24 protein-coding genes are annotated in these 21,495 nt (G+C 36.6%); 17 read left to right on the top strand and 7 right to left on the bottom strand.

Annotated elements, in window-relative coordinates:
- Positions 1–38 precede the first annotated feature (38 nt).
- The 13 genes from aroQ (at position 39) to AC3WOM_RS10885 (ending at position 10,810) form a co-directional block, all read left to right on the top strand.
- Complete coding sequence (gene aroQ / locus AC3WOM_RS10945) at positions 39–473, top strand: type II 3-dehydroquinate dehydratase (protein ID WP_427548987.1); 435 nt, start codon at positions 39–41, stop codon at positions 471–473.
- Positions 474–475: 2 nt separating this feature from the next.
- Entirely contained in the window at positions 476–1,537 is a 1,062-nt protein-coding gene (locus tag AC3WOM_RS10940) for a M24 family metallopeptidase (protein ID WP_492446715.1), read from the top strand.
- Between the two features lie 17 nt (positions 1,538–1,554).
- Positions 1,555–2,112: an elongation factor P gene (gene efp / locus AC3WOM_RS10935; protein WP_427548983.1), complete on the top strand. Its 558-nt coding sequence runs from the start codon at positions 1,555–1,557 to the stop codon at positions 2,110–2,112.
- 202 nt (positions 2,113–2,314) lie between these two features.
- Entirely contained in the window at positions 2,315–3,322 is a 1,008-nt protein-coding gene (locus tag AC3WOM_RS10930) for an NAD(P)H-dependent flavin oxidoreductase (RefSeq protein WP_492446712.1), read from the top strand.
- A gap of 133 nt (positions 3,323–3,455) precedes the next feature.
- Complete coding sequence (locus tag AC3WOM_RS10925) at positions 3,456–3,665, top strand: hypothetical protein (protein WP_012295089.1); 210 nt, start codon at positions 3,456–3,458, stop codon at positions 3,663–3,665.
- 6 nt (positions 3,666–3,671) lie between these two features.
- A complete protein-coding gene (locus AC3WOM_RS10920; protein WP_492446711.1) occupies positions 3,672–4,049 on the top strand; it encodes a hypothetical protein in 378 nt (125 codons plus the stop codon).
- Positions 4,050–4,061: 12 nt separating this feature from the next.
- Entirely contained in the window at positions 4,062–4,973 is a 912-nt protein-coding gene (locus AC3WOM_RS10915) for a stage III sporulation protein AE (protein ID WP_427548977.1), read from the top strand.
- 207 nt (positions 4,974–5,180) lie between these two features.
- A complete protein-coding gene (locus tag AC3WOM_RS10910; RefSeq protein WP_492446709.1) occupies positions 5,181–5,600 on the top strand; it encodes a SpoIIIAG-related protein in 420 nt (139 codons plus the stop codon).
- A complete protein-coding gene (locus tag AC3WOM_RS10905; protein ID WP_492446708.1) occupies positions 5,601–6,158 on the top strand; it encodes a SpoIIIAH-like family protein in 558 nt (185 codons plus the stop codon). It begins immediately after the preceding gene.
- A gap of 200 nt (positions 6,159–6,358) precedes the next feature.
- On the top strand, positions 6,359–6,859 hold the full coding sequence (gene accB / locus AC3WOM_RS10900; RefSeq protein WP_492446706.1) for an acetyl-CoA carboxylase biotin carboxyl carrier protein: 501 nt from the start codon (positions 6,359–6,361) through the stop codon (positions 6,857–6,859).
- A gap of 12 nt (positions 6,860–6,871) precedes the next feature.
- Positions 6,872–8,239, top strand: coding sequence for an acetyl-CoA carboxylase biotin carboxylase subunit (accC, locus tag AC3WOM_RS10895; RefSeq protein WP_427548970.1), 1,368 nt, complete (start codon positions 6,872–6,874; stop codon positions 8,237–8,239).
- A gap of 92 nt (positions 8,240–8,331) precedes the next feature.
- Positions 8,332–8,601, top strand: coding sequence for a hypothetical protein (locus AC3WOM_RS10890; RefSeq protein ID WP_427548968.1), 270 nt, complete (start codon positions 8,332–8,334; stop codon positions 8,599–8,601).
- Positions 8,602–9,298: 697 nt separating this feature from the next.
- Positions 9,299–10,810: an SH3 domain-containing protein gene (locus tag AC3WOM_RS10885; RefSeq protein ID WP_427550199.1), complete on the top strand. Its 1,512-nt coding sequence runs from the start codon at positions 9,299–9,301 to the stop codon at positions 10,808–10,810.
- Between the two features lie 646 nt (positions 10,811–11,456).
- Here AC3WOM_RS10885 and AC3WOM_RS10880 read toward each other — a convergent pair.
- The gene (locus AC3WOM_RS10880; RefSeq protein WP_427550197.1) at positions 11,457–11,699 is read right to left on the bottom strand and encodes a hypothetical protein; all 243 of its coding nucleotides are present in this window, start codon (positions 11,697–11,699) and stop codon (positions 11,457–11,459) included.
- Positions 11,700–12,336: 637 nt separating this feature from the next.
- A complete protein-coding gene (locus AC3WOM_RS10875) occupies positions 12,337–12,534 on the bottom strand; it encodes a hypothetical protein (RefSeq protein ID WP_492446703.1) in 198 nt (65 codons plus the stop codon).
- Between the two features lie 739 nt (positions 12,535–13,273).
- Between AC3WOM_RS10875 and AC3WOM_RS10870 the strand changes: the two genes are divergently transcribed.
- Positions 13,274–13,540: a hypothetical protein gene (locus tag AC3WOM_RS10870; protein WP_492446702.1), complete on the top strand. Its 267-nt coding sequence runs from the start codon at positions 13,274–13,276 to the stop codon at positions 13,538–13,540.
- Between the two features lie 366 nt (positions 13,541–13,906).
- On the opposite strand, the gene AC3WOM_RS10865 is transcribed toward AC3WOM_RS10870, so the two are convergent.
- Both AC3WOM_RS10865 and AC3WOM_RS10860 read right to left on the bottom strand, forming a co-directional pair.
- Positions 13,907–14,527, bottom strand: coding sequence for a hypothetical protein (locus AC3WOM_RS10865; protein ID WP_492446700.1), 621 nt, complete (start codon positions 14,525–14,527; stop codon positions 13,907–13,909).
- A gap of 11 nt (positions 14,528–14,538) precedes the next feature.
- Positions 14,539–16,743, bottom strand: a complete 2,205-nt coding sequence (locus tag AC3WOM_RS10860; protein WP_492446698.1) for a hypothetical protein — start codon at positions 16,741–16,743, stop codon at positions 14,539–14,541.
- 296 nt (positions 16,744–17,039) lie between these two features.
- Here AC3WOM_RS10860 and AC3WOM_RS10855 point away from each other — a divergent pair, with 296 nt between their 5' ends.
- Complete coding sequence (locus tag AC3WOM_RS10855) at positions 17,040–17,450, top strand: Asp23/Gls24 family envelope stress response protein (RefSeq protein ID WP_286923609.1); 411 nt, start codon at positions 17,040–17,042, stop codon at positions 17,448–17,450.
- Between the two features lie 59 nt (positions 17,451–17,509).
- Here AC3WOM_RS10855 and AC3WOM_RS10850 read toward each other — a convergent pair whose 3' ends face one another.
- From AC3WOM_RS10850 to AC3WOM_RS10840, 3 genes are all read right to left on the bottom strand, one after another.
- Positions 17,510–18,679, bottom strand: coding sequence for an MFS transporter (locus AC3WOM_RS10850; protein WP_427539355.1), 1,170 nt, complete (start codon positions 18,677–18,679; stop codon positions 17,510–17,512).
- 203 nt (positions 18,680–18,882) lie between these two features.
- Entirely contained in the window at positions 18,883–19,719 is an 837-nt protein-coding gene (locus tag AC3WOM_RS10845; protein ID WP_427539352.1) for a MerR family transcriptional regulator, read from the bottom strand.
- 16 nt (positions 19,720–19,735) lie between these two features.
- The gene (locus tag AC3WOM_RS10840; RefSeq protein WP_492446696.1) at positions 19,736–19,903 is read right to left on the bottom strand and encodes a DUF2197 domain-containing protein; all 168 of its coding nucleotides are present in this window, start codon (positions 19,901–19,903) and stop codon (positions 19,736–19,738) included.
- 237 nt (positions 19,904–20,140) lie between these two features.
- Between AC3WOM_RS10840 and nusB the strand changes: the two genes are divergently transcribed.
- Positions 20,141–20,521 (top strand): transcription antitermination factor NusB, encoded by a 381-nt coding sequence (nusB, locus tag AC3WOM_RS10835; protein WP_427539346.1) that lies wholly within the window; start codon positions 20,141–20,143, stop codon positions 20,519–20,521.
- 33 nt (positions 20,522–20,554) lie between these two features.
- A complete protein-coding gene (gene folD, locus AC3WOM_RS10830; RefSeq protein WP_427539343.1) occupies positions 20,555–21,424 on the top strand; it encodes a bifunctional methylenetetrahydrofolate dehydrogenase/methenyltetrahydrofolate cyclohydrolase FolD in 870 nt (289 codons plus the stop codon).
- Positions 21,425–21,495 lie beyond the last annotated feature (71 nt).

Raw genomic sequence — 21,495 nt, 5'->3', positions numbered from 1 at the left:
AAAATAAATGGCAAGTACATAGAAAGAGGCGAAGATGCGTGAAGTTATTATGTTTGAATGGACCTAACTTAAATCGACTGGGTAAACGAGAGCCACAAATTTATGGACATGAAACATTAGATGATGTGAAAAATAATGTTCAGAATCTTGCGGCGTCTCTTGGTGCTACTGTCGATTTTCGTCAGTCTAATCATGAAGGAGTACTGATTGATTGGCTGCAAGAAGCAGAGGACGAAAAATATAATGGAATTATCTTTAATCCTGGAGCATATACCCATACAAGCATCGCGTTACATGACGCCATTGCTGGAATCACTGTGCCAGTTATCGAAGTACATATTTCAAATATCCATAAACGCGAGGCTTTCCGTCATCATTCCTATCTTGCTCCGGCATGCCTTGGTCAGATATGTGGACTAGGTACGAAGGGCTATGAACTGGCACTACGCACATTTATTGAGAGGGAGAATTGATTATGTTGAAATTGCAAAAGCTACGTAAGACACTTCAAGAACAAAACATCGATGGCATTTTAATTACAAACGGGTACAACCGTCGTTATATGACTGGTTTTACAGGTACAGCGGGCGTAGCGATTGTGTCTCAAAATGATGCTGTGTTTATCACAGATTTCCGTTATACAGAGCAAGCGGCTGCACAAGTACAAGATTTCCGAATTGTAAAGCACGAGGCAACGATTATTGAAGAAATTGCAACGCAAGTAACAAACATGGGTATTAAACTACTGGGCTTTGAGAAAGATACTGTCAGCTATGGCACATATGAGCTATATAAAAGTAAGATTCAAGCTGATTTAGTGCCGATTTCTGGGCTAATTGAAAAAATTCGCTTGATTAAGACGAAACAAGAGATTAATATTATTAAGGTTGCGTGTGAAATTGCTGATCACGCATTTACACATATTTTAGACTTCATCAAGCCTGGTAAAACAGAGCTTGAGGTTTCGAATGAATTAGAATTTTTCATGCGTAAACAAGGAGCAACCCAGTCCTCATTTGATACTATTGTTGCATCTGGCCTTCGTTCAGCATTACCGCATGGCGTTGCAACGAATAAAGTAATTGAAAAAGGCGACTTTGTCACATTAGACTTTGGCGCACTGTATAATGGCTATATTTCGGATATTACACGTACTGTGGCAGTTGGCGAGCCATCTGAAAAATTAGTGGATATGTATAATGCAGTCCTTGCTTCTCAGCTATTAGCACTTGAAAAGGTAGGTCCTGGGCTAACAGGCATCCAAGCAGATGCGATTGCACGTGATTACCTTAAAGAAAAAGGCTATGGTGAGGCATTTGGTCATTCATTAGGACATGGAATTGGTCTTGAAGTACATGAAGGTCCTGGCTTATCAATGCGTTCAGATACGGTGTTAGAGCCAGGGATGGCTGTAACGATTGAACCAGGAGTTTATTTACCAGGTATCGGTGGTGTCCGTATTGAGGATGATATCTTAATCACAGAGACTGGTAATGAACTGTTAACACATTCGTCAAAAGAGCTTATTATTTTATAAAATTTGGAGGAACACAAATGATTTCAGTAAATGATTTTCGTACAGGACTTACAATTATTGTAGATGGCCAATTATACCGTGTGTTAGATTTCCAACACGTTAAACCAGGTAAAGGTGCTGCGTTTGTACGTTCTAAATTACGTAATCTTCGTAACGGTTCAGTGAATGAGAAAACATTCCGTGCTGGCGAGAAAGTTGAAAAAGCACAAATTGACAATCGTAAAATGCAATATCTTTATGCACAAGGTGACGAGCATGTGTTCATGGACTTAGAATCATACGAGCAAACTGAACTAGCTTCAGATGCTATTGAATATGAATTAAAATACCTTAGAGAGAATATGGAAGTTTATATTCAATCATACCAAGGTGAAATGCTAGGTGTTGAGTTACCAAACACTGTAGAGCTAGAAGTAACAGAAACAGAGCCTGGTATCAAAGGAGATACAGCTTCAGGTGGTACAAAACCTGCTACACTTGAAACAGGACTTATTGTACAAGTGCCATTCTTCGTTAACCAAGGTGATAAGTTAATCATCAATACAGAAGAAGGCTCGTACGTTTCTCGTGCGTAATGCTTTTAAAAAACCTGCTCTTTTATAAGCGAAAGAGTAGGTTTTTATTTGTTTTTTATACATATAAAGCAAAAAAAACTGTTTTTTGTGACATTCGATAGAGGCGTTGTACGTTTTTTTACTAGCCTTGTAATTGTTTCTATCATACGATTTATGGTCATACATGGCAGAAATGTTACAATAAACGTGAGGAGTGAGTGCTATGCTACAAACAACATTAGGGATATCTTATCCAATAATTCAAGCACCGATGGCAGGTGTAACATCACCAAAATTTGTTGCTGCCTGTGCGGAGGAAGGAATTTTAGGCTCGATAGGGGCGGGTTACTTAAATGGAGAGCAAACAAAAAGTTTTATCCAGGAAGTAAAAAAGCTTACAAAGAAGCCCTTTGCTGTGAATTTATTTGTTCAGGAAGATCCACGTATTGATATCGAAGTCCTTCAAAAAGCTCGTATGGCCTTACAACCATTTTATGATGAGCTGGGTCTTTCACCTGTACAAAGTGTTATGTCCAAGGAAGTATTTGAAGGACAAGTGCAAGCTATTCTTGATGAAAATGTCGCCGTTTGTTCCTTTACATTTGGCATTCCTTCTGCAGATGTTATACAACGTTTAAAGGACAATAAGGTATTTGTTATCGGTACAGCCACTACGTTAGAAGAGGCAAAGCGTGTAGAACAGGAGGGGATGCATGCTGTAGTTCTGCAAAGTCGTGAGGCTGGAGGTCATCGCGGCTCCTTCACTGAACCTATGCAATTAATTACATTGCATGACTTATTGCAGCAAGTAGTTGGACAAATTTCAATTCCTATTATTGCTGCAGGGGGAATTGTCACGAAAGAAGATGTGGAAAAAGCTTTAGCCAGCGGTGCACAGGCAGTTCAAATTGGCACGGCTTTATTAGTGGCAGATGAGTGTGAAATTTCACCGCTCTATAAAAATGCTGTACTCCAATCAGAAGCACAGCAAACGACTATTACTCGTGCATTTACAGGAAAACCAGCAAGAGGCTTAGCGAATGATTTTACAGAACGTATGAAAGATGCACCTGTAGCTCCCTATCCTTTGCAAAATCATTTAACGACAACGATTCGTAAAGAAAGTGCGGAACAGGGGAATGCTGAATATCTATCTATGTGGATGGGTGAAAATAGCTATTTAGTAAAACAGACAGGCACTGTGAAAAACATTATTGAAAAATTACTATGATTATATTGATGTGTTGTTCACCGTTTAAAACGGTATAACAACACGTCATTAAAACTGAGATCTCTATACAAATGTATAGAGGTCTTTTTTTATTGGTTGCAACATATATTGCTGTACACGAGGGGGCGTATGCATGGAATTACAAGACGTATTAAGAGTCGCTGGAGTGGGACTAGTAGTTGCGCTTCTTCATGTTTTCTTTGACCAAACAGGAAAAAAAGAATTTTCGTTTTTCCTCTTTTTCATTGCTTATTTATACATGACAGCGGAATTGTTGAGATTTTTACGTCTATTTTTCAATGAAATCCTTACATTCTTTCAATGGTTGACCTCTTCAGGGTAAGTGTAGATGGAAATTGTCATCGTAGCTGTTGTCATGCTGCTTTTATTATTACTTATAAAAGAAGTCATACAGCCACTCCATGCGCTAATTAGTGTAATGTTTTCATTTTTATTGTTCGGTATGTTGTTCTCGACACTCTTATTGCCGTTCATCAAACAGCTGCTCGAGACGTTGGCTATTTTACCATATGCAAAAGCGATTGTCATAAGCGCCAGTCTTTTTTATGTGGGGCAATGGATGTCAATGTTACTTGTAGAGCACAATTATAAAGTACTCGGAAACATAGTGATTGATGGGGTTAAAGTTGTCATTTTATTGTATTGGTTTAAAGAATTTTTGGCTGTTTTACAGGAGGTGTCAGCTATTTTACAACGGCTAAACTAAGGGGCGAAGATCATGCAGGAGCAGATACTGTCATTTTTAATTGATCCATTTTTTCTCTTGCTGAAGATGACGCTCACCCTGTGTGGGTATGTCGTCATTATTTTAATCATAAATATGCTATTACCTACATTCGAAAAAGGGACAAGAATACTATTCTTTCTGATTGTGCTCGCAACAATAGGACCTGTAGTAGTGAAGTCATTTCAACTAATTGATGAAATAGCACAGGGACTTGCCCACATATTTACAGCATTTTACCCCATCCTTACTTCAAGCTTTCTTTTATCAAGTAGTATTACGGCAATTGCTTCCTGGCAGCCTTTTTTACTTTTTTTTGTACAAGTCCTAACAATAGTTAGTAGTAAATGGCTGATACCAGGCGTGTTATTTGCCATTGTATTTGATGTATGTAGTGTCATTGTGAAAGAAATTTCCTTTACAAGAATTGCTGATTTGATCCGTTTTACCATTATGAGCATCGTCTCTGCATCTGTTATTTGCTACATTATTTTAATGTCAGCAAGCGGTGTAGCGGCATTTAGTGTGAATGCAGCGGTTGCAGAGCCTGTCAAAAAATTAATTGAAGAAAATATTCCAGTGGTTGGCTCTTTTATTGTTGATAGTTTTTCAATGTTCCAGCATATGACACAATTTTCCTCTTCTATTAGTAGTATTAGTGCCTTTATAGCGGTTATTACTGTGTCATTTATTCCGACATTACAGCTTGTTATCAGTGCTTACTCGTTAAAATTACTGGCAGCTATTTTAGAACCGATTGCTTTTGATGATATTTGCAGATTACTAGATCACGTTAGTAAATCTCTATTTACGTTATGTGCAGTATCATTTTTAATTGCTTTTTCATTTATGTTTTCTTGTTTTTTCCTCATCGTTTTTGTACAAGTTATGGCCGGGGGGAGATAGATTGATTCTTTTATTGGCATTGCTCTTTGTATGTCAGATATTTGTCTTTTTGACAGATGATAAAGAAATAATTTCACTGACAAAACTGGTGATTACGTTAGTATTTTTGCAATTGCTATTAAAGATTCCATTTATCAATTCATAGGAAGAAACAAGCGTACATACACTTGAAAAAGAGAAGATGAAAGGAGGCAATGTACAAGTGATGTGGAAAAGGCTCGAAAAAAAACAACGTCATTTATGATCTTAATGCTTATTGCCGCCTCCGTAGGAATTTTCATCATTTTACCCATGTATCAAACGAATTCTACAAATAATCAAGCAACACCGACAACCAATGAAGAAAAACTGGAACAGACACTGAAAGCAATGCAAGGTGTTGGGGAGGTTAAAGTATATTTTTATTACGGAGAGATGACTGATGAGAAGGACGAAAATAAACTATTTAGCCAATATTTTCGAGGGACTGAGCAAAGTACGAAAGAAGTAACAGGGCTGCTCATTGTTTCAGAAGGTGCAAAAGATATCTTTATGAAAAATGAGATTCGTGCGGTTGTCAGTCAAGTGATGCAGTTACCGATTCATCGGATAATTATTGTTCCAATGGAAAATAAGGAGGAAAAGTAAATGCGCGTACGTAGAAGAACAGTTTGGTTTATGACATTATTAAGTCTAGTAGCAGTAATTTCAGTGTATTATTTGGTTGATCCAGCAAAACAATTTAATGGACTAACTATTTTTACAGATGATACTTTACAGCAAACTGCCGTAACAGGTGTAACAGATAAGGAGGCTACGAAAGAGGATTTGACGCAGGAAGTCTCCTCACCTAGCCATTTGTTTGAAGAAATGCGCATGCAAGTTAGTGATGAAAGAAGCCAGCTTCGTCAACAATTAACGCAGAAGATTGCTTCTCAAGAATACACTGCAGACGAAAAAAATCAAGCATTTAATGACATTGATAGCCTTATTAAACAAGAATCAGCAGAAGCAATGCTAGAAATGTTAATTAAATCTTTAGGTTACTCTGATGCGTTTGTAAAAGCAGACGGTGGCAAAGTATCTGTTACAGTTATGGCGGAAGAGCTATCAAAATCTCAAGCAAATGAGATCATTTATTTAGTAAGAACGGAGTGGGAAGGTGCAAATGATGTACAGGTAAAATTCAGTGCTAATAACTATTAAAAGATAAAGAAAAAAAGGAATATTCTGTTTATTTATTAGTCATTGTTATATATCAGTGCAATGAAAAGGCTTTCGTTTAGTAAAGGAAAGCCTTTTATTTTGTTCATATTTACTTAATTTTCATTTAACTATTTCAAATTGTTCGAAAAAAATATAGAATAGTGCTTGTAGTAGATTTTATTTCATAAGGAGAGTTAGAAATGTTCAAAATTCAAGAAATTCGTGAAATCATTAAATTAGTAGATTCTTCTTCAATTGACGAGTTTGTGTATGAAGTAGATGGCGCAAAAGTTAAGTTAAAAAAGAATGGTGTTGTTGTTACTGAAACTGTAGCACCGAAAAAAGAAGTAGTAGCCCCTGTTGTACAACAATCTGCACCAGCAGCTCCTGCGGCACCAGCTGCCCCAGCAAAAGCTGAAGAAGCACCAACTGCAGCAGCACCAACAGCTAACGACCCATCGTTACATAAAGTTGTATCGCCTATGGTTGGTACTTTCTACCAGTCTCCAAACCCAGAATCACCAGCTTATGTTAAAGTGGGTGACAAAGTTGGTAACGAAACAATCGTTTGTATCGTAGAAGCTATGAAGCTATTCAACGAAATTGAAGCAGAAGTTCAAGGGGAAATCGTTGAAGTACTTGTTAAAGATGGCGAATTAGTAGAATACGGACAACCATTATTCCTTGTAAAAGCTGAGTAAGGAGTGCAAACCATGAAAAAAGTTTTAATTGCAAACCGCGGCGAAATCGCTGTGCGTATCATTCGTGCTTGTAAAGAGTTAGGCATTCAATCTGTTGCCGTATACTCTGAAGCAGACGCAGACGCATTACATGTGAAATTAGCAGACGAAGCATATTGCATCGGGCCAAAGCTATCCAAAGATTCTTATCTTAGCTTCCCGGCTTTACTAAGCGTAGCAGAGAAAACGGGTGCTGATGGTATTCACCCAGGTTACGGCTTTGTATCTGAAAACGCTGATTTTGCTGAAGCTTGTGAAAATGCTGGCATTAAATTTATTGGTCCTTCATCTGATTCCATTAAAATTATGGGTATTAAAGACGTTGCCCGAACTACAATGGAAGCAGCAGGTGTTCCGCTTGTTCCAGGTACTGGTATTGTTCCAGACATCGAAACAGGTAAAGAATGGGCTGCAAAAATCGGTTACCCAGTTATCATCAAAGCAACTGCTGGTGGTGGCGGTAAAGGGATCCGTGTAGCTCGTACAGAAGAAGATCTTGTGAAAGGCATCGAAATTACGCAAAAAGAGGCTGCTGCAGCATTCGGTAACCCTGGAGTATATTTAGAGAAATTCATCGAGTACTTCCGTCACTGTGAAATCCAAGTATTAGCAGATGGTCATGGGAATGTCGTACATTTAGGTGAACGTGACTGTACAGTTCAACGTCGTATGCAGAAATTAGTAGAGGAAGCTCCATCTCCAGCTCTATCTTCTGAACGTCGTGCTGAAATGGGAGCGGCCGCTGTTAAAGCGGCACAAGCTTGTAACTATGAAGGCGCTGGAACAATCGAGTTTATTTATGACTATCAAGAAGATAAATTCTACTTCATGGAAATGAATACTCGTATCCAAGTAGAGCACCCAGTAACAGAAATGATTTCTGGTGTAGATCTTGTACAACAACAATTAAAAATTGCATCTGGTGCAAAACTGCCGTTTACACAAGATGATATAAAATTAAATGGTTGGGCAATTGAATGCCGAATTAATGCAGAGAATGCATATAAAAACTTCATGCCTTCAGCTGGTACTGTCGATACGTATGTAACGCCAGGCGGCTATGGTGTACGTATTGATTCTGCAGTTTATGCTGGCTATACAATCCCACCGTATTACGATTCAATGGTGGCAAAACTTATTGTTCATGCAGACACACGTGAAGAAGCGATTGCGAAAATGAACCGCGCACTAAGCGAATTTGAAGTATCTGGTCCTGGTATCAATACAACAATTCCATTCCACCAAGCATTGATGAACAATGATGTTTTCAAATCGGCGCAATTCAATACGAAGTTCCTAGAAGAGAATGATGTATTGGGTGTAGCGGAAAAAGCGAAGTAAGCATTTAAGGAAAAAAAATTGGAATAAAACAAATAGGAATTTCCAAAATTTTTTACCTCTAACTCTAAAATATTTAGGTTGGAGGTTTTTTTATGTCCAAAAATAAGCAGAGAACAGGGATATTTGATTTGGCTAAGAATGAGCATGACGAGCCATTTATTATAGCGCCATCCATTGTGGTAGATGTTAATTCTGTTCGATTAAAAGGCAATCGCATTAGCGCTCATTCAGCTTTAATGATTGTCAAAGAGCAAATGCGATTGTCGGGAGAAATTGGCACAATAGGCTTCTATTTGTATAGTTGGTTGAAGCATAAGCATGACATTTTTAGAAATGGTTATGATGTTCTTACGAGAAACTAAGTGTTGAAGCAGGTCTACCAAGACGCACAATGATTAAATACCTTAATGCTCTAAAGGGTTACGATCTGATTTCTTTCAAGTTCAATCAAGACTACTATGTGATAGGTATGTCAGATGGTGATAGAATGGCAACAAACAGTTACAGTAATTTCTATGAAGTACCGAAGTCATTCCAAAAGATGATGGTTATGACTAAAGATGTTTAAATAAAAGGAATGATGTTGTAGTGACTATAGAGCAACTACCTTTTTAAAAATTAACTAATGTAGATATTCGCATTATATATAATAGAAGCGTAGATGGCTACGATTCATATTATTTGTCCGTATTAATAGGGAATAATAGAGTAGTAGATCTATTTAACCTCTATTATATATAGTGCCAAAAAGTACAATTATTGATTTTGAAGCAAATGAACGTCGATAGAAACAACAGTGGTGGATTTGGCTGGGGCGGCTTGTTACAATGGACTTTAGGAAGCTTACCTATTTCACAAAAAAGTAAAAATCCAACAATTACTATCTACAACCTTTTCACCAAATTAAACAATATATGTTAGAGCTATCATTTATCACTCAATCCTGTTAAATGATAGAAACATTGACTATTACCTCTATCTCAAATATTGGGTTTATGATAACATATATATGGAATCTTTTAACTTTAGAAAATATGAAAGGAAGTGTAATAATCAGATATGAAAAAGATATTGAAACCATTGATTAGTGTTATTGCCATTGGTGCCATCTCTCTATCTATAAATATAGATAAAAATGTATTAGCTAATAATATTGAAAATACATGTGAGTATGATTCGGCATCGAAAAAAAACCCTGATTATTCCACAATGAACTGTTTGTTAACCGAAACAGCACTGAAATATGATGTTCCTCCTGAAATTGTGAAGGCAATAGCGGAAGGTGAAAGTGGAAATTGGCGTCATTTCGATGTGAATGGTGAAGCGATTGTGTCAGCTGATAATGGAATAGGCATTATGCAAATTACAAATCAAGCAGGCTACAATCAAGATAGATTAAAAAGCGATATTGTCTATAATATTCAAGCTGGTGTAGAGACTCTAGATAATATGTTTAAGCGGAAGGATTTACCTAGCATCAACAGTGGAGAAAGAGATGTACTGGAACATTGGTACTTCGCTATCATGGCTTATAATGGTACTAAGCCAGTAAATAGTCCAATTGTCCAAGCAACTGGTGAAAGAAATGCAAATGCCTATCAAGAAAGAATTCTCCGAATTATTGAGAAATTGGAATTAATAGACTTAGTAGAGCTGCCTTTTACACGCGAACATTTTCAATATGACTCTAACAGCAGGGAAAATATTAAATTTTCAGCGATGAACTATCCTTTTGATTTACCATTAAACAAATCAAAGTATTTTTTTGAAACAAATCAAAAAGTTAGTGCAACAACAACTAATGTAAAATTTAGGTCAAGACCTTCTACGGATAGTCCTTCTATGGGTACTTTACGTGAAGGCGAAATTGTTACCATTACGGGTCCTTTTGAATATGAAAAAGTATCAACGAAGAAAAACCATTTTGTTTGGTATCCTGTGAAAAGAAGTGACGGGACAGAGGGGTATGTAGCATCAAGTTATTTAAACTACTCAGCTTCAACGCCAACACCTCCGGTAACACCGCCAACAACGGGTAACGTTGATGTATCAAAGTTTGCTGATTACAATGCAAACCAATACTGGGCTGAGGATTTTAAGTGGGCAGTCAACATCGGTATCATCAGTGGAGACCCAAACGTGAAAAACCCATCAACAGGTAAGTACGAAAACTTACTTAAACCGTACAATAACTTAACGGAAAACCAAATGTTATCTATCCTATTTCGTTACTTCAAACCATCAGAACTAGCTTCAACGATAGCTAAAACTTCATGGTATGGAGACGTAAACTACCAACTGGCTACAAAATACTCTCTACCAGTACTAGGTGCAAACACAGCATCCAAACAAGCCATTGCAGGGAAGGATATCACACGGGGTAACTTCGCTCGTATCTTAGCTTCAATGCATTATGGTAAGACTGTATCTCAGTCAGAAGCTATTAAATTCTTTCGTGATAATGGTTTAACAACTACTAAAACAAATGAAGAGTTTAAACCAAATGATTCTCTAGCAAGAGCGCACACAGTGGCATTCTTCCACCGTTACGAACAAATATTCAATAACTAAATTGCTACATACAAGTGAAAAGGTGACTATAAAAGTCATCTTTTCTTTTTGTTAAAAAAATCCTTTCTTGACACTCCTCGAACCTTTCATAACTAAATTCATTGACACAGATTGCTTGATGGGAGCTACAAAGTCTTGTGTTAAGCTACAGGAGAGGTTGAGGAAGCATAACAAAAGGACTTGCATATATGAGGAATAATCATAAACACAATAACTCAATCAATCTGTTGTTTGGTATAGTGTAACATATTTATTAAAATATGGGTGTAGATGCTTGTAGCACTAACAAGGAAGATTAGCTGTTACAGCAGGCGATACGACAGCGTCTAAAACGCTACTAAACTAATCAATCGCTTATACATGATGAATCACATCAAAAACCTGTATTAATTGCACCAATGGACAAATAGATGAAAGAGCGGCGATACACAGGCCAAATTGTTTCATTGATTAAAGCGAGTGATTACAGATAGATATTTACATAGAGAAAAGTAGGTGCTAACGATAGCTCTCATAAAATAAAAGTGGTATCACAACTTATGAGTAAAGCTACAAGAGAGGTTGTGAAGATATAAACAAAGGGCTTAGGGAATTTTACGCACTAGCCCTTAGATTGATATGTGATGGGATGGGGTATTGTTTGGATTTATTCTTTATCCTCATATATTCTTCTACCAAAACCCCAACCTACAATCACTCCTGCAAATGCACCTATTACACTATATCGAATGATAGAAACAATATAATCATACACAGGTACATACACTGTTGAATAACCACCATCAAAATCGTAAGTTTCCTTGTAGTCCACAAGTAAGATAGATAAAGCTAATGAAATAAAAAACCCATAAATTGCCCATTTTTGAATACTTTTTTCCAGAATACTCACCTCTAAATTTTTTCCAATCATACTAAATGAAAATTATATCTCTAAAGAAATCATAACATAGGCAAGTGTTGGTTGGTATATAAATGGTAATATTGCAACAAATATGATTAGCAATTACTCCTAATTTAGTAAGATAAGGGCGATTTTTTTAGAAATCTATTCAGTAATAAGGAGCAACAATTCATAGGGAAATTGCTATACAATACTCAAATTAAATGACAAGCCAAGTTGGAGCGGTAAATAAGAGTAAATGTATCATCATCTAATTTGTATGATTTTGTACAGATATTTTCATAGAGGACTAAGGTCTTAACGATAATGGATAAGTTGTGATTCATTAAACAATTATTAAGGAAGTACCAAGTTGTTGATGCCTGTTCTGTAAACAGTGCTCAATGCAATCGAGTAACCAACTATTCAGCTTTGAGTTAATTACATGAGTAACTAGCAAGATCCTAGAACCATTTAACGAGTCTGTGAGGATAGTAGAGAATAGGTAGAATGAATGTAAAGGAGTATTCTCGTGAAAGTATAAGAACATAAACAAAAGGACTTGTGTGTGTTTATGCACAAGCCCTAAAATGATGTGTGTTGCCTATGGTATTGATTGTAGAAAAGGAATGATTGCCCCAAATGATTATTCATTCAGCTCTTTTTTCTGTTTTGTATCAATTATTTTAAATAAAAAGAACAGTAGACTACAAGAAAAAACTATCGACATTACACCTTTAACCGAACGCATTACAACGGTATCAGTAGGGAAACCATATAAAATATGTCCCAAACAATATATCCACGCTACAACTATGAATAATTTAAATAGTATATTCTTCATGAAGTATTCTCCCTTAAAAGAACGGCCTTTTTCCTTACTAGCTGAAAATGCTATCTACAGAGAATTATAGCATAATAAATCCTGAGTTGGTATAAAAGTGGTAATTATTATTCACTATTACAGTAGATAATAATAGCCCCATTATTTAGTGTTTTTTCTTCAGTAGAATCTATAGTGGCATCTCCAAGTACACTCAATATCAGTTAGAAATTGTTCCCGTTCTGTAAGAGCATTTCATTTAAACTTCCATATTGTTTTTTGGAAAGTAACACGTAGTACCCTTCGAGAAACTGAGTATCTCCTCCCATAGCTGCGAATTCGCTTGACAATGCTAATCCTGAGCTAAAACAGTGAAGCTAATTGCTTGGAATTCCAACTCTGAGTACTTTTTTGAACTATCTATTTACTTCCTCTTGTCCCCATAGAAAACCATCTTCACGTTGATTCAATCAAGTACATTAAACGTCTTTCAACAGTGGGTACAAAAAATAATTCACTTTTTATATTGAAAAAACTAAAAATTCGATTTGCATCAATTTTTTTGTGGCAAATCGACTTTTTTCAATGATAGGTTTTATTTGGTATAATAAGATAAATTCAGAAAGTTTAACTATATTGTTGGAGATCAATTATGAAACAGATTTCTTATGAGATTTCGAAATAAATGATTCCATGTTTTAGGAAGTGTTTTCATTATCAAGATTTTGGCTTACGTTAGAAAGAGAAAGGGAGGATATTCATGCTATTACTCTGGAGTGTTTCCTTTGTTATCGTAATTTTTGCCTTCATTTTAGCAGTAGTTAAGCTTTCGTGGATTTACATGTTTATAAGTACAATTGCGTCTATACTAGTTGCATCTTATTATTTTTTGGGAGCAAACAATGCTTGGAAGTATATCGGTTTGATTCCTATTTTCTTATTAATGTTGACAGTAGCTTTTTGGTATTTAGAAAAAAGGAAAATAGAGATTAATTGCCGATTTCATAAAGATTTAGATTACAAGTAGTGAAAAAAATATAACCTAAACATAGAAGGAAGTGTGTCGCATTCCATTTTATTATGAGAATTTTTTCGATTTCTTTTGCAACTGTCAACTATTTGAAAAGAAACGGAACGAAGTATACAATAGCGTTCTGAGGTTGTTCGATTCTTATGGGATGGTTGATGCTTGAGGGAGTATGTATTACGAATTTCCTTGAAAAGAACGATGTATTGGGAGGATTAGAGACAGAGAAGTAAGCATTCACAAATTCACAACCTCCTAACTTTTAGCAGCTAGGAGGTTTTTTTGTCTAATATTTGATTTGAAAGATGATTTTGACTTTTATTGACTTGAGATGACTTTGTGTTAGCCACATCTCTTAAATTATGATTATTCCTCTACTAATGCAGATAGTTGAAAATACGATTTTAATTTTACTGCTTTCATTTCACGCTCTAATTTCATATAATAGCCTGCGCCAGTACCGCCTGTATAGCGAAACGTATTATGCTTGTGACAGATCGGTAATAAATGTACATAACCACCCTCATCAACTGAACTTGAATTGGTTGCTTGTAAAATTACATGACCGCCTACTATTGTATCATTACAGCTAAATCCTCTCGTTTTATCATCACTTCCATCTTGTGAATCACCTATATAAATTTTGTTTTGCTCCGCACAGCAAGAAGTGACATCATACTCATTTTGCAAACAGACTTTTAGTAATTGAATCCAAGATGACACTCCATGCCTTGGATCATGAGTACTACCCTCCACATTGGCAAACGTTGTGCCGATATCTAAAGGATCTGTCACACTATCATATACCGATCTTAAAGGAACAATGATAAATTCGTCTGTATAGTCTGTCTCTGGATTCCATAAATCAGCAAAATAAGCACCTTGCTCATCCTTTGTTTTACGATAAACTACTCGGAAACGCGCTTCCTGCTCCTGTGTCAATTGCAATTTAGCACCCTCTACTGTCGTTGGCATATTGGTAATCATTCTTATTCCTCCTATAGGTTTAAAGTCTGTTTATTATATTTTTTATTGTAATCATCTAGCATTTCTTGGAATTTCGTAACGAACTCAAAAATAGAGATGAAATCAGTATTACTGCTAGCCCCTGTATTGTTAATGCTAACACTTTTATCTGCTGCTGTTGCTTCAAGATAATAGCCTAAAATTTGCGGATTCGTAAAGCGCACCGTAACGCTATTAGCAGAGGATTGCACGCTGGAATTACTTTGTGCTGAGGATGAGGAAGAAGACCTGCTTCCACCGAAAATAAAGAAGCCTCCACCTCTTGCTGAATGATCCTCAACACTTTGTGCAAATGAATCTGACATAGCGGTTGCAGAAGTAAACTTAATTGTGACATCTCGCGCAATAACAAATGCCGTAGGGAAGCATGGGAAAACACATTGATTCATTTCTTTAAAGCGTTCCTTTGAAAAATCTTGATAATCTTTCGATGGTGCAATGGATTTGCTTGATGTATTATACATATCCTCTGTCAGTAAAAAGACCCCAGGATTAAACCATTCTCGACCAATTTGTACCTTTGCTACAGACAGGCCAATTTGGATGGACATCTCTGAGCTACTAGCAAATGCCTTGCTGATCGCTTCCTTATGGCTAGAGCTACTAGAATAGCCACCAAAGAAAAAGGATACGCCATAGTTAGAGGAAGAGGCTGAAGCATAGGAAGAGGAAGCTTGATTCGCTTCTTTTAGGCTAGATGTGAGAATAATCTGTGTAAAATTCTCGGGCACATGATTTGGTGCAACTTCATTTTCCTCTGTTTGCTTACTAGCCTCCTTTGAAGATTGTAAAACAGTTGCAAGTCTAATTTTCTCTTTTAATGCTTCAATATCCTGATTTGTATTGTCAAGCTGCTGTTGTAAGGGGGAGAGCATGGATTTGAATTGGAGCTTATTGTTCGCTTCAAAATATTGCATCGCAGCATTTGTTGCCTTTTGTGCCTTGTCAATTAAATCATTTTGTGCAGTTAAACAATCCTTAAAGTTAGCACTAAGCTTATCAAGCAAATCTTTTACCTTATCATTTTCAACACCAAAAATACGCATAACCGTTGAAGGTAAAACGCTTGTTACTTCCTGTAAACCTTGGGAAGCCATCACATCAACCAATGTTTTTAACATATCGAGTGTTGTATTAGCATACGTTTTCTGCAATGCTTCAAGTGACGCTTTAAACGCTGTATCATTTTTTTCATAAGCCTCTTTTAATGCTTGTACTTCTTTTTCATCCGGAATAATTGCTAAAAATGAGTTGATATTACTTGTAATATTGCTACGTTGAGCTACTAATACGGCTAGCTGCTGTGCTAATGCTGCCGGACTTTCGAGTAAGTCAATAGGTGTAAAGGAGGTATTCAATAAAGTAAACCAGTTTTCAGGATAAAGCTGAACAGGATAAACATGTCCACCATCTGGATTCATTTTTCCTACATTGGCAATTGTAGAACGCGCCTCCGCAATTTCACGCCCAACACCACTATCTAAAATACCATTAATAATTTCCATATCACCTGGGGAAAAAACACTTAAAACTTTACCGAGTTTTTCCTCTACTCCAAGCACTTCTGCCTCTGCCGTTATTTCATACCAATCTAAAAATTCATTATTACGTTGCTTATAGTCTTCGGCTGTCTGCTCTGGGTACTTTTTCGCAAGTTCGTTTTTCTTTGCCACTTGTTTTTCAGCCCATGCTTGCTTTGCCTCTACATAATCGCTATACAATCGGTAGAATACTTGCTCAAGCGTAAGTACATCCTGCTTGCCATCCCCAAAATTATAAGGATATGGCGTCATTAAAACCTCTCTTAGTTTGTTTTTCGCCTCAAATAGCTTACTATTTAATTTAGGTGTTAACATATCTAGTGCAGTTTTATACTGAGTTGATAGGTGACGCCCATTATCAGAGGCTGTCATCTGACAGGCATCAAACAATTTATTGACAAGCTTTGATTCATTAGCTCTTACATAAGCAGGCTTCGGTTCGTTATTGTCAATGTCATAGGCATACTGTGAGGCACTAATTAACGTTCCGGGAAGGCTCATACAAAAAAATTGATTTGCATTACTGCCACCAATAACGGAAGTAATCTGTTCATATAGTTTGTCCGCAAAGCTTTTAGAATTCTCATTATCCTGCAGATCTGTTGCTGTCAATATCTGATCTTGTTCATTTTCCATTGTACTTCCCCCAATACATAATTGTGATTGTAAAGCTTTCACCAAACCACTATATGAAGAGGCCTTCTTCCATATAACACCCGACTTAAAAAAACTTTTGTTAGTTTTTATAGAGAAGTAATGTTGGTTTATCGATAGAATCTTTAGAGTTATCGAAAAAAAGTCATGTTTTATCACCCAACTTTTTAAATTTATCGGCTAAAACGGCTTTCGACAGCCAAACCTTCCTTTTTATAGTATAATAAGCGTAAGAACAGCATTTGTTTGTGATGTGTTAGGGAAAGGATGATATTTGTATGGCTGAGAAAGTAGGACAATCTTTCGTACAACCAACTCCTTCTGGCAAAGAAGAACTTGGAAAAATTGAAGTAGCTGCGGAAGTAATCGAAGTTGTGGCTGGGATCGCAGTAAATGAGGTTGAAGGCATTGCTGCAACTCGTGGAAATATTGCAACGGGTGTTGTTGAGCGCTTCGGTAAAAAAGTGCACAATAAAGGCATTAAATCGGGTGTGACGGAAACAGGTGAAATTGCCATTGATGTATTTTGTTCTGTGAAATATGGCCATGCTATTCCAAAGGTAGCGAAGGAAGTACAAAGTCAAATTCGTCAGGCAATTTTTAATATGACTGCACTGGAAACAGCTGAGGTGAATGTCCACATTACTGGCATTCATTTTGAAAAAGAAGAGGTTGCTGTACACGAATAACAAAAAAAGGGTTGCCCGAGTGGCAGCCCTTTTCTATTAGGAAATGTTTTAGTAATACATTATAGTTCAATATGCTTTGGCTTTCTCCAAAATAAAGCAAGGATAACGCCAAGGGTTAATACGATTGTTGCAAAATAGTAGGGGTAGTTTAAGTTAATATCAAACAAGATGCCGCCTAAAATTGGCCCAAATATATTACCAAGGCTTGTGAACATGGAGTTCATACCACCCACAAAACCTTGCTCGTTTCCGGCAATTTTGGATAAATAAGAGGTAGCGGCAGGACGTATTAAATCAAAGCCGACGAAAATAAAGAATGTTACAAATAAGATTGCAAAATAATGACTTACAACTGTCATCGCAAATGTTAGAACAGCAGAGAGGATCAGTGAATAACGAATAACATTAATTTCACCCATTTTTTTTGTCAGCCAATCGAATAATAATAGCTGTGCAAGAGCACCGACAATCCCGCTCCCAGTAATAATAATTGCGATATCTGAGGGTGTAAATGCAAATTTATGATCCACAAATAAACTAAATAACGATTCAAATGCGGCTAAACCAAAGGAAAGCACGAAGATTAACACAAATGGAATGAAATACAGCGGACTAATTACTCGTTTTACACTACCTAAAATGGATGGTGCAGCCTCTTGATCATCTAAAGCACGTGTTGGTTCTTTTAACAATATTAATGACAGGATAGCCGCTACAAAGCCAAGTATACCAGCAGCATAAAACGGTATACGTGTACCGAATTCAGCTAAAAATCCACCAATTCCTGGACCAATGATAAAGCCCGTGCTTATCGCAGCACTCATATAGCCCAGTGCCTTTGAACGCTGTGATAATGTAGTAATGTCAGCGATATAGGCTGTTACTGCCGGCATGATGAAGGCAGCACTCACGCCCCCTAGCATACGTGAGATAAAGAGAATTTCTATCGTGCGACCAACCCCAAACAATAGCTCGGAAAGACCAAAAATAAAAAGGCCCGCCACAATCATTACTTTCCGACCTATTTTATCCACTAGTTTACCAGCGATAGGGGATACGATAAGTTGTGTAATGGCAAAGGCTGCCACCATGTAACCAACAACTGAGCCAGAAATATGTAGTTCATTCATAATGGTTGGTAGTACTGGAATAACTAAACCAATGCCTAAAAAGGCAATGAATAGATTCAATAATAAAATTGATAACGTTAAAATTTGTTTCTTATCCATATTTTTTCTCCTTTAAACTTTCACAATACATGAGAACTAAGTCTACTAGAATATTTCCATGAGTAATACAATAAACCCTATAGTAACTATAGGGTCAAAAGATTTGTTTACATTTTTTCGATTCTTTGCTTTAGGTAAGTGTGGCAGGAGGAGTGAATTATTATGCAGGGGCACACAATAAATTTCTAGATAGGGGAACACAATTAATATTTTTGTCTGACCTTTAATTCAACAATGAATTTCTTCTCATGCTCAAAGCTGAAGGTAGTAGGCATGTATAGCTCATAAACAGTTGATTCATAGGCTACTTGTTGTGCCTCTACATATGCTCTTAGTTTTTCATAAAATGAAAAGTAAGTATCAGGATGATAGATAAAAGCAATACATACATACTTTCCTGCTGGCTTTATTGTTTGCTTAATATTAGGAGAGAGCTTAGAAAATGTGCGTTCCGTTAAGAGCGGTGTAAAGATAGCGTCATAAATAATAGTATGAACATCCGAATAGCATGCAAGCGGAAAAATACAACCATAGCGACTATTTAAGACACTTCCTTCACGTTCGATTATTTTCGTGAGTGTCGCATAGTACGTATTCGTGCTAGATGTAGGTGTAAGCTCAGTTGTCGTAACTTGTAGAATGGGCATTTCCTCTTCTACTTGAACATAAACCTCTCCAAAGATCGGAATATCAATTTGTTCTTGCATTTGTTTTTTTGTTTTCAGCAATGTGTACTTTACTTCATTTAAACGAGTGATTTTTTGCTCAATTCGCTGCTCCTGCTGTTCTAAAAAAACGAGCAATTCTTCCGAAGTTAAGCCAAGTGCCCTTTTTATATCTTCAAGCGAAATTCCGATGTATTTAAGTGACTTAATAATATCTAAGTAAAAAATTTGATTATCTTTATAATAACGATAATTAGTATGGGTATCGATATGAGCAGGTTTAAATAAATCAATTTGGTCATAGTAGCGCAAGGTCTGTACAGATAAGTTAGAGAGCTTGGCAACCTCACCAATTGTATAATAATGTTCTTTCATAAATGAATTGCCTCCACTAGTAAGAGCTAAAGAAGTTTCGAATGGCATCAAAGCGAATTTTATGTTTGCAATCCTCGCAATAAAATAGGCTGGATTTGCGTTCCTTTAATTGTTTGTATTGTTCCTCACCTTCGTATAATTTGAATAACACTTTACAGCTTGTACACTTCACTTCATAATGCATGATTAACACCTCCGAAGATGAAATATAAGTGTCTTTATTATAACATTCTTACTAAATAAACAAGAAATACAGAATTTCATTTTCGACATGTATTTTACCGTTCGTTGAGATACTTAAAACAAGCAGAAAGTTGCTTGAAAAAGGTTTCAGATTATTGAAAACTTGCTGGAATTCGTGTTTCTCGTACAAATTTATGCTATTATAAACCTTAATGCCACTTAAGAAGGAGAGCTTTACATGAAACGACATGAGGCACGCGAAAAAGCGTTGCAAGTTTTGTTTCAGCTGGACAACACTGACGTAACAATCGAAGAAGCAATGGGACATATTAAAGGTCAGCCCACAAATGTTTTCTACGAAAAAATTGTTACTGGAACAGCTGAACATTTGGAGGAAATTGATGCTACTTTAGAGAAGCATCTTGAAAAGTGGTCACTTGCCCGTCTGCCCAAAATTGAGAGAACAGTTTTACGCCTAGCTGTATATGAGCTTTTATACATGCCTGAAACACCAAAAAGAGTAGTATTGAATGAAGCAATTGAGCTATGCAAAACATTTGGCGATGAAGGATCATCGAAATTTGTCAATGGCGTACTTTCTAAATTTACAGAACAATAAAATGTGTTGAATTGGAAGGAGTAACGAAGGTTTATGTCAAGTGCAATTATTAATGGTAAAGAAATTGGTCAAGCTATTCGTCAATCAGTAGCAGAGCGTGTAGCTAGCTTAAAAGAGCAAGGTACGACACCAGGCTTAGCGGTTGTTTTAGTGGGGGACAACCAAGCTTCGGCTACATATGTGAGAAATAAGCAAAAATCATGTGAAGAAATTGGTATGTTTTCAGAGCTGATAAAGCTACCTGAAGAAACGACACAGGAAGAATTATTGGCACAAATTGAACGCTTAAATACTCGTGAAGATATTCATGGTATTTTAGTACAATTACCACTTCCAAAACATATCGATGAGGATACTGTTATTGCCACAATTGCTGTGGATAAAGACGTTGATGGATTCTCTCCAGTAAGTGTTGGGAAAATGATGCTTGGCCAAGAAACATTTTTACCATGCACACCATTCGGGGTTATGAAGCTTCTTGAGTATTCAGGAATCGAAATTGCAGGGAAACACGCAGTCATCGTTGGACGCAGTCATATCGTTGGTAAACCGATGGGGCAACTACTGCTGCAAAAGGATGCAACGGTTACTTATACCCATTCAAAAACACCAGATTTACCTTCATTTACAAAGCAAGCAGATATTCTAATTGCTGCGGTTGGACGTGCCAACTTTATTACGAAGGAGCATGTAAAAGAAGGCGCTGTTGTGATTGATGTTGGCATTAATCGTGACCAAAATAACAAGCTTTGCGGGGATGTAAACTTTAATGAAGTTGATGGTATCGCATCACATATTACACCTGTACCAGGCGGTGTGGGACCAATGACTATTACAATGTTACTATTCAACACAGTACAAGCAGCTGAAAATAAGCTTGCAAATAAAGTTAAACTACAATAAGAATAACTTTTTAATTATTGAAAACCATCTCGAAATTTTTGAGATGGTTTTTTACTTATGCTGATAAGCCA

This window comes from Lysinibacillus sp. FW301-JW8 (assembly GCF_058788755.1).
The sequence above is the reverse complement of the archived record's forward strand: the minus strand, read 5'-3'. Positions and strand labels throughout refer to the sequence as shown.

Excerpts from the sequence above, each read along its gene's own strand:
- AC3WOM_RS10940 (WP_492446715.1), top strand. The coding sequence starts at position 476 with ATGTTGAAATTGCAAAAGCTACGTAAGACACTTCAAGAACAAAACATC.
- efp (WP_427548983.1), top strand. The coding sequence starts at position 1,555 with ATGATTTCAGTAAATGATTTTCGTACAGGACTTACAATTATTGTAGAT.
- AC3WOM_RS10930 (WP_492446712.1), top strand. The coding sequence starts at position 2,315 with ATGCTACAAACAACATTAGGGATATCTTATCCAATAATTCAAGCACCG.
- AC3WOM_RS10925 (WP_012295089.1), top strand. The coding sequence starts at position 3,456 with ATGGAATTACAAGACGTATTAAGAGTCGCTGGAGTGGGACTAGTAGTT.
- AC3WOM_RS10920 (WP_492446711.1), top strand. The coding sequence starts at position 3,672 with ATGGAAATTGTCATCGTAGCTGTTGTCATGCTGCTTTTATTATTACTT.
- AC3WOM_RS10915 (WP_427548977.1), top strand. The coding sequence starts at position 4,062 with ATGCAGGAGCAGATACTGTCATTTTTAATTGATCCATTTTTTCTCTTG.
- AC3WOM_RS10905 (WP_492446708.1), top strand. The coding sequence starts at position 5,601 with ATGCGCGTACGTAGAAGAACAGTTTGGTTTATGACATTATTAAGTCTA.
- accB (WP_492446706.1), top strand. The coding sequence starts at position 6,359 with ATGTTCAAAATTCAAGAAATTCGTGAAATCATTAAATTAGTAGATTCT.
- accC (WP_427548970.1), top strand. The coding sequence starts at position 6,872 with ATGAAAAAAGTTTTAATTGCAAACCGCGGCGAAATCGCTGTGCGTATC.
- AC3WOM_RS10890 (WP_427548968.1), top strand. The coding sequence starts at position 8,332 with ATGTCCAAAAATAAGCAGAGAACAGGGATATTTGATTTGGCTAAGAAT.
- AC3WOM_RS10885 (WP_427550199.1), top strand. The coding sequence starts at position 9,299 with ATGAAAAAGATATTGAAACCATTGATTAGTGTTATTGCCATTGGTGCC.
- AC3WOM_RS10875 (WP_492446703.1), bottom strand. The coding sequence starts at position 12,534 with ATGAAGAATATACTATTTAAATTATTCATAGTTGTAGCGTGGATATAT.
- AC3WOM_RS10870 (WP_492446702.1), top strand. The coding sequence starts at position 13,274 with ATGCTATTACTCTGGAGTGTTTCCTTTGTTATCGTAATTTTTGCCTTC.
- AC3WOM_RS10865 (WP_492446700.1), bottom strand. The coding sequence starts at position 14,527 with ATGATTACCAATATGCCAACGACAGTAGAGGGTGCTAAATTGCAATTG.
- AC3WOM_RS10860 (WP_492446698.1), bottom strand. The coding sequence starts at position 16,743 with ATGGAAAATGAACAAGATCAGATATTGACAGCAACAGATCTGCAGGAT.
- AC3WOM_RS10855 (WP_286923609.1), top strand. The coding sequence starts at position 17,040 with ATGGCTGAGAAAGTAGGACAATCTTTCGTACAACCAACTCCTTCTGGC.
- AC3WOM_RS10850 (WP_427539355.1), bottom strand. The coding sequence starts at position 18,679 with ATGGATAAGAAACAAATTTTAACGTTATCAATTTTATTATTGAATCTA.
- AC3WOM_RS10845 (WP_427539352.1), bottom strand. The coding sequence starts at position 19,719 with ATGAAAGAACATTATTATACAATTGGTGAGGTTGCCAAGCTCTCTAAC.
- AC3WOM_RS10840 (WP_492446696.1), bottom strand. The coding sequence starts at position 19,903 with ATGCATTATGAAGTGAAGTGTACAAGCTGTAAAGTGTTATTCAAATTA.
- nusB (WP_427539346.1), top strand. The coding sequence starts at position 20,141 with ATGAAACGACATGAGGCACGCGAAAAAGCGTTGCAAGTTTTGTTTCAG.
- folD (WP_427539343.1), top strand. The coding sequence starts at position 20,555 with ATGTCAAGTGCAATTATTAATGGTAAAGAAATTGGTCAAGCTATTCGT.